This is a genomic window from Dietzia cinnamea NBRC 102147 (genome assembly GCF_001571065.1).
GTDB classification, from domain to species: domain Bacteria; phylum Actinomycetota; class Actinomycetes; order Mycobacteriales; family Mycobacteriaceae; genus Dietzia; species Dietzia cinnamea.
In genome coordinates, this window is record NZ_BCSW01000033.1 from 24,171 (window position 1) to 30,819 (window position 6,649).

General features: G+C 72.4%; 8 protein-coding genes. 4 read left to right on the forward strand and 4 right to left on the reverse strand.

Features of this window, described 5'->3' with window-relative positions:
- Positions 1–45 precede the first annotated feature (45 nt).
- On the forward strand, positions 46–1,116 hold the full coding sequence (locus tag DCI01S_RS11665) for an alpha/beta hydrolase (protein WP_061229382.1): 1,071 nt from the start codon (positions 46–48) through the stop codon (positions 1,114–1,116).
- Positions 1,117–1,170: 54 nt separating this feature from the next.
- Here DCI01S_RS11665 and DCI01S_RS11670 read toward each other — a convergent pair whose 3' ends face one another.
- Both DCI01S_RS11670 and argJ read right to left on the reverse strand, forming a co-directional pair.
- Positions 1,171–1,656, reverse strand: a complete 486-nt coding sequence (locus DCI01S_RS11670; RefSeq protein WP_061229383.1) for a nuclear transport factor 2 family protein — start codon at positions 1,654–1,656, stop codon at positions 1,171–1,173.
- The gene (gene argJ / locus DCI01S_RS11675; protein ID WP_061229384.1) at positions 1,653–2,864 is read right to left on the reverse strand and encodes a bifunctional glutamate N-acetyltransferase/amino-acid acetyltransferase ArgJ; all 1,212 of its coding nucleotides are present in this window, start codon (positions 2,862–2,864) and stop codon (positions 1,653–1,655) included. The genes DCI01S_RS11670 and argJ overlap by 4 nt, the downstream gene beginning before the upstream one ends.
- 545 nt (positions 2,865–3,409) lie before the next feature.
- Between argJ and DCI01S_RS17245 the strand changes: the two genes are divergently transcribed.
- The 3 genes from DCI01S_RS17245 (at position 3,410) to DCI01S_RS11680 (ending at position 4,651) form a co-directional block, all read left to right on the forward strand.
- The gene (locus DCI01S_RS17245) at positions 3,410–3,571 is read left to right on the forward strand and encodes a hypothetical protein (protein ID WP_156482585.1); all 162 of its coding nucleotides are present in this window, start codon (positions 3,410–3,412) and stop codon (positions 3,569–3,571) included.
- Between the two features lie 354 nt (positions 3,572–3,925).
- A complete protein-coding gene (locus DCI01S_RS17590) occupies positions 3,926–4,081 on the forward strand; it encodes a hypothetical protein (protein ID WP_165928431.1) in 156 nt (51 codons plus the stop codon).
- Positions 4,082–4,183: 102 nt separating this feature from the next.
- Entirely contained in the window at positions 4,184–4,651 is a 468-nt protein-coding gene (locus DCI01S_RS11680; RefSeq protein WP_061229385.1) for an SRPBCC family protein, read from the forward strand.
- A gap of 22 nt (positions 4,652–4,673) precedes the next feature.
- Here DCI01S_RS11680 and DCI01S_RS11685 read toward each other — a convergent pair whose 3' ends face one another.
- Both DCI01S_RS11685 and DCI01S_RS11690 read right to left on the reverse strand, forming a co-directional pair.
- The gene (locus DCI01S_RS11685) at positions 4,674–5,810 is read right to left on the reverse strand and encodes an NAD(P)H-dependent flavin oxidoreductase (protein WP_061229386.1); all 1,137 of its coding nucleotides are present in this window, start codon (positions 5,808–5,810) and stop codon (positions 4,674–4,676) included.
- A partial coding sequence (locus tag DCI01S_RS11690) for an APC family permease (protein WP_156482586.1) occupies positions 5,807–6,649 on the reverse strand: 843 nt, incomplete at its 5' end. The genes DCI01S_RS11690 and DCI01S_RS11685, both read right to left, overlap by 4 nt.

Sequence of the window (6,649 nt, forward strand, 5' to 3'; positions counted from 1 at the left end):
GCCGCGGGGCCGGCCGGCGTTCCCACCAGGAGGTATCGCCGCCGCATGCCCAGCCGTCCCGCGACCCGCCGTCCCGCGGCCGGCCGTCGCGCACCGGGCCGTCAGGTGCCGGGCCGCCGCATCCCGCGCACCCGGGCAGACCTGTCCCGCCGCTCGCTGCTGATAGGCCTGTCGGCCGCGCTCGGCGGGGCGGCGGGGTGGGCTCTCACGTCGGTGATCGGGCGGGGTGACGACGACGAGGACCTCGATCGCGGCCAGAGCGCCGAGTCCGTGGCCCCGCGCCCGTACGTGCCGCCGGAGGGTGCGGTCCCCGTGCGCGAGCCCCGCCGGTTCCACTACGCCGATCCGGGCGATACGGACGGGCAGTCGTTCGGGGACCTGTACCTGCCCGACTCGGCGAACCCCGCGCTGCCGGTGGTGGTGCTCGTCCACGGCGGGGGCTGGAAGGACTCGCTCGGCCTGACATACATGGAGAACCAGGCCCGCGACCTGGCCTCATTCGACGTGGCGGTGTGGAACGTGGAGTACCGGCGGGTGGACTCCGGCGGCGGCTGGCCCACCACGGTGGCCGACGTGTGCGACGCCGTCGACCACCTCGCCGAGGTCTCCGCGCAGCTCGGCGATCGGCTCGATCTGCGCCGGGTCGTGGTGGTCGGGCACTCCGCGGGCGGGCACCTGGCGCTGTGGGTCGCCGGCCGGGCGCGGCTGCCGTCCTCGCTGCCCGGCTCGAGGCCGGTCGTGCCGGTGTCCGGCTGTGTCTCGCTGGCGGGGGTCGCGGACCTGCTCATGGCCGAACGCGCCGGCGACAGGTACGTCCACGATCTCCTCGGCGGGCGCCCGGGCGACCGCCGGCAGCGGTACGTCGACGCCTCCCCGGTGACGCACCTGCCCGCCGGGGTCCCGGTGGTGTGCGTCCACGGCCGCGAGGACAAGGTCGTGCGTCCCGAGCAGTCCGAGTCCTACGTCCGGGCGGCGCGCCGGGCCGGCGATCCGGCCCGCGTCTCGCTCGTACCCGGTGGCCACGACCCGTGGGGCGACATCACCGGCACCGTCTGGCACGACACCCGCGACACCATCCTCGCGATGGCACGCCGTAGCCCCGACCCCGCGGGCTGAGCGCAGGGGCAGACCCGCGCGTGCAGCGCACCCGCACGAGTCCGACCCGCCTGCTCAGACCCAGCCGGTGTCCACGCGGATCCGCTCGAGCCGGCGGTAGGAGATCAGCCACCGCCCGTCCACGCGGCGGTACCGCTCGTGATAGTGCCCCCAGCCGTGGAGCCGGCGCTCGCGGTCGCCGACGCGCCACCAGAGCCGGTCCTCCATGGCCCAGATCCCGCTCGCAGTGGGTTCGCCGGTCTCCGGGTCGGGGCCGGTGAACTCGAGCAGCGGGGTGTGGCCGTGGTGGACGCTGGTCACCGGGCTGGAGCCGTCGAGGGTCTCGCGAATCGCGGCAGTGAGCGCGTCGCGGCCGCGCACCTCGGCGGCGCCGCCGCTGGCCGCCCACGACTCGCTCACCACGTCCTCGGTGTGGCACGGCCCGTAGGCGTCCCACTGCTTGGTGTCCATGACGTACAGGCGGCGGGCGAACACCGCGCGGATCGCCTCGAGGTCCGCGGCGCCGAACTCGTGCGCGCTCACGTCATCGTGCGCGCTCACGTCGTGTAGTCGGCGTTGATCGAGATGTACTCCCGCGTGAGGTCGCAGCCGTAGACCGTGCAGGAGCCGTCCGCGGCGCCGCCCTCCACGCCCAGGTCGACGGAGATGGTGACCTCCTCGGCCCGCATGATCTCGGTGAGCCGCTCGAGCTCCGCCTCACCGGGGAAGGCGGGATAGGTCTCGAGGTCGCCGAAGACGATCCGCACCCGCTCGGGGTCGATGTCCGTGTCGTCGTGGCACTTGCCGATCGCCATGGCCACGCGGCCCCAGTTGGGGTCGGCCCCGTGGACGGCGGTCTTGACCAGCGGCGAGTTGAGGATCGCCTTGGCCACGCGCTTGGCCTGCGCGCGGTCGCGCGCGCCCGTGACCTCGACGGTGAGCAGTTTGGTGGCGCCCTCGCCGTCGCGGGCCAGCTGCCGGGTGAGGTCCAGGCAGACCGCCTCGAACGCCTCGCGCAGCTCGACCTCGCCGACCGGATCGCCCGCCCCGCTGGCCAGCGCGATGGCCGTGTCGGAGGTCGAGGTGTCGGTGTCCACGGACAGGCAGTTGAAGGTCTCGTCCACCGCGGCCCGGAACGCCGAGTCCAGCACACCCGGCTCCACTGCGGCATCGGTGAACAGCACGGCGATCATCGTTGCCATGTCCGGTTCGATCATCCCGACACCCTTGGCGATGCCCACCACCTGAGCGGTGCCGCCCGTCGTCGTCGTCACCTCCACCCGCGCGGTCTTGGGGTGGGTATCGGTGGTCATCATCGCGGTCGCCAGCGCGACGGCGTCGGCGTCGAACGTCGCGCCCGCCAGGCCGTCGAGGTGCGCGCGCAGCTTGTCCATCGGGTAGCGGCGGCCGATCACGCCGGTCGAGGCGATGAGCAGCTCCCCCGGGGCCACGGCGATGGCGTCGGCGGCGCGCTCGAGCACCTCCCGCGCGTCGGCCATTCCCTGCTCACCGGTGGCGACGTTGGCGTTCTTGGCCACCACGACCACGCCGCGCGCCGTACCGCTGGCGGCGTTCTGTCGGCTGAGCACGACCGACGGCCCCGCGAAGAGGGAGCGGGTGAACACCGCGGACGAGGCCGGGGAGGGGCCGTCATTGACGACGACGAAGACGTCGTCACCGCGCTCGCGCAGTCCCGCGGCCCCTGCGTGCGCGCGGAAGCCTGGCGGGAGCGGGACGGGGTCGTGGGCGGGCTGCGTGGGCGGCGTCATGTGCTCCATTCTTACTGCCGCACCCCGGCGCCCGCCGCCACCCCGCTGGAACTCCCGAGCTCCCTGGCGATGACCGTGCAACACGCAGGCCCACCCAGTGGATGTATTTGTGAACCACATCACAGTAGAAGCCCTGGGTGCCCGGTTCATCGCGACCGCCTTCGGCTCCTGATTCGACCGACCCCCGGGCCAGATCCGGACCGGGGCCACGCACGCCAGACCCCGGTCCGGCCCCCACCCGCAGCGCCGGCGCCCGCCATCCACGGGCGCCGGCGCCGCTGATATCCGTGGCGCACCCCACAGCTCCAGTCACTGCGCACGGCATTCGGCAAAATATGCGTTAGATCACACCATAAATGTTTGCGGACCTCCGACGTCGGTTGATAAAGATTCCGACGTCGGCGCCAGCGCCCACAGGGCAGGCCTGTCACCGATGTCGGGTAACGACTCGAGCCCGGAGCCGGATGTACCTCGCGAGTCCGCAAGCAGGACTGCACTACGGCAGCGGCGCACCCCGGCGCCGCTCAGAGACGAAAGGGTTTCTCATGATCGAGACCATCTTCAAGGGCATCCTCGGCTTCTTCAACAGCCTCATCGAGACCGGCTCCACCGCGGCCGAGGGCTTCGTCAACACCGGCTCCACCGCGGCCGAGGGCGTCTACGGCACCGTCACCGGCTCGCTCGGCGACATCGTCGGCGCGCTCTGAGCTGAGTGATCCCGGACCTTCGGGCCCAGATCTACGCAACGACACCGGCATCCGCCTCGCGCGGATGCCGGTGTCGCCTATTTCAGCCGGCCCTCCCCCTTTTCGCCGGATCACTCGATACATAGTGCGACGCGTGAAGTGATCTAGATCACATTAACCGAGACCGCGACTTCACCTGCAAAAGTAAACGATTCCCTCGGACCTTGGGCCCTCTTCGGCGTCCGAGCGGATGAAACGGCCCGGCCAGCTACGTAGCGTCTGGTGGTGAGATCTTGAGGGACCAACGGTCCGCAGGATCCTCACGCCAGACCGAGCGGCGCATCCGGCGCCGCCCCTGACGAAAGGACCATCACCATGGGTTCCATCCAGACTTTCCTCCCCGGCCTCGCCACCGGCTCCGACGCCGTGAACACCGGCTCGCAGGTCGTCGACGCGGGCGCTGGCCTCTTCGCCGACGTCCTCGAGACCCTCGGTGGCTTCGTCACCCAGATCACGGGCTCGCTGTCCTGATCTGGTTGACTGCGGGCCACTAGCGCCCGCCTTCAACACCCCGGCGCCGGCATTCGTCTTCGGACGGATGCCGGCGCCGTGCATTTCACTACACTCGGGGCCATGGAGCTCGACCTGTCCCGCCACGTCGCCGCCGACCCGGACACCGTGTGGTCCGTGCTCACCGACATCCCCGAGGCGCACCGGACGCTCAGCGGGGTAGTGGCGGTCGAAATCCTCACGACCGGCCCCTATGAGCCCGGCCTGCGGTGGCGCGAGACCCGCAAGATGTTCGGGATGAAGGCCACCGAGGAGATGATGGTGATGGCCGCCGAGCCGCCTCACTCCACCACGATCGTCGCCGAGAACGGCGGGACCGAGTACACGACCGTCTTCACCATCACACCCGACGCCGAGGGCGGGTCGACGCTCCGGATGCGCTTGGGAGCCGAGACTGCCCACGCTCCCGCGGTCTCCCGCGTCGTCATGGGGCTCATGGGAAAGTTCGCCGAGAAGTCCACCCGCAAGACCATGGAGCAGGACCTCGCCGACATCGCGGCCGAGGCCGAACGGCGGGCCTCCTCTTCCTAGCCGCCGTGGGCGCGTACCTGATCTACTCGGCCCAGCCCGCCTGCTCGCCCGCGCGGTCCCACAGCTCCGCGACGACCTCCGCGGCCGGCTGGTCGGCGTAGGCGTCGGCGGCCCGCCAGCGCGATCCCGCCCACAGTGGCGGCACCTCGATGTCGCCCGCCCGCGCGGCGGCCTTGCGCATCGGGCCGGTGAGCAGGTGCAGGTGCGGGTACGCCGCCGGCGCGGCCTCGTGGAACTCCGCGACGAACTCGTTGACGAGCGCCCGCGCGTAGCGACCGGTGTAGCAGCGGGTCGGCCGCGACTCGGTGAACCGGGGGTCGCCGAGCGCGGACCGGTGCAGTGCGCTCGTGCCCGCCTCAGGGGTGCGCAGCAGCACGGTCCCGAGCTGGACGCCGTCCGCGCCCGCTGCGAGCACGGCGGCGACGTCGTGCGGGGTGCTGATCCCGCCGGCGGCGACGAACTGCACCTCCGGCAGTGCCTCGCGCACCGCCCGCACCAGTTCCACCGTCGTGATGTCGTCGGGCTCCTCGCCCACCGTGGTCGTAGAACGGTGCCCGCCGGCCTCCGCGCTCTGGACCGACAGCCAGTCCGCCCCGGCCTCGACGGCCCGCCGCGCGTCGGCGACGCCTGCCACCGTCACGACCACGGCCGTGCCCACGTCCTGTAGAGCACGGACCATGCCGGGCTCCGGGATGCCGAAGGTGAACGAGACCACCGCGACCGGGTCGTCCAGCAGCGCGGCGAGCGTGGCTTCCTGGTCGAAGTCGGTGAAGCCCGGCGACTCCGCGAGGGCCACCTCGAGCCGCCTGGCGACCGGCCCGATCGCCTCGGCGTAGCGCTCGACCGCCTCGGGACCGCCCGCCGCCGCCAGCGCTGCGTCGGAGTCGGCGCGGTCCAGCAGGAACACGTTGACGCCGAACGGCGCGTCGGTGAGCTCGCGGACGCGCCCGATCTCCGCTCTGGTGTCGGCGGCGTCGAGGTAACCGGAGCCGATCATGCCCAGGCCCCCCGCCTCGCCCACCGCGGCGATGAGTTCGGGCGTCGTGGGGCCGCCGGCCATCGGCGCCCCGATCACGGGCCGGCGCAGATGCGACGGGAGCAGGCGGCGGTGGTTCTGGCCCTGCGGGGCCCGGTCGGACTGTGTCTGGTGCTCGGTCATGCCCGTGACGCTACGCCCGGGGTCACCGCCCTGGGGCGGGTGACGGCGTAGACCACACCGCCGACGACGAAGACGACGAGGCCTCCGACGACCGACTGCCAGGGCAGGCTCCCGGCGACGATCACGCATCCGACCGCGCCGAGCACCGGCACCCAGGCCGGCAGTCCGCGGCGCCGTCGATCAAGACGCAGGGCCGCGGTGTTCGCGACGAGGTAGTAGATCAGGACGGCGAAGGAGGAGAACCCGATCGCCTGCCGTACGTCGGCCGCCAGGACGATCACGGCCACCACCACGCCCACGCAGATCTCGGCGACGTACGGCGTCCGCGTGGTGGGGTGCACTGCCGCCAGCGGAGCGGGCAGGTGCCGGTCCCGCGCCATCGCCAGGGTTGTGCGGGAGACGCCGAGCACTCCGCCCAGCAGGGCCCCGAGCGCGGCGATCCCGGCGGCGATCCGCACCACGGGCGCGAGCACCTCCCCGGCCGGGACCCTTTCAGCGGCGTCCAGCACGGGCGCGGCGCTCGCGGCCACGCCTTGCACCCCGAGCACGTGGACCGTCGCGGCGAGAACGATCGCGTAGACGGCGATCACGACGCTGATGGCGATGACGACCGCTCTCGGGATCGTGCGGCCCGGGTCGCGCACCTCCTCCCCGAGCGTGGCGATGCGGGCGTACCCGGCGAAGGCGAAGAAGCAGAACCCCGCGCCGCCCAACACGCCGAGTATGCGCCCGGGCAACGCCTCTCCGTCGACGGCGGGCTCTGCCGCGGGCGCCGCCGCCCCTGGCACTGCCGATGAGCCGGCCGACGAGACGAACGCCGCCACCACGAACACTGCTAG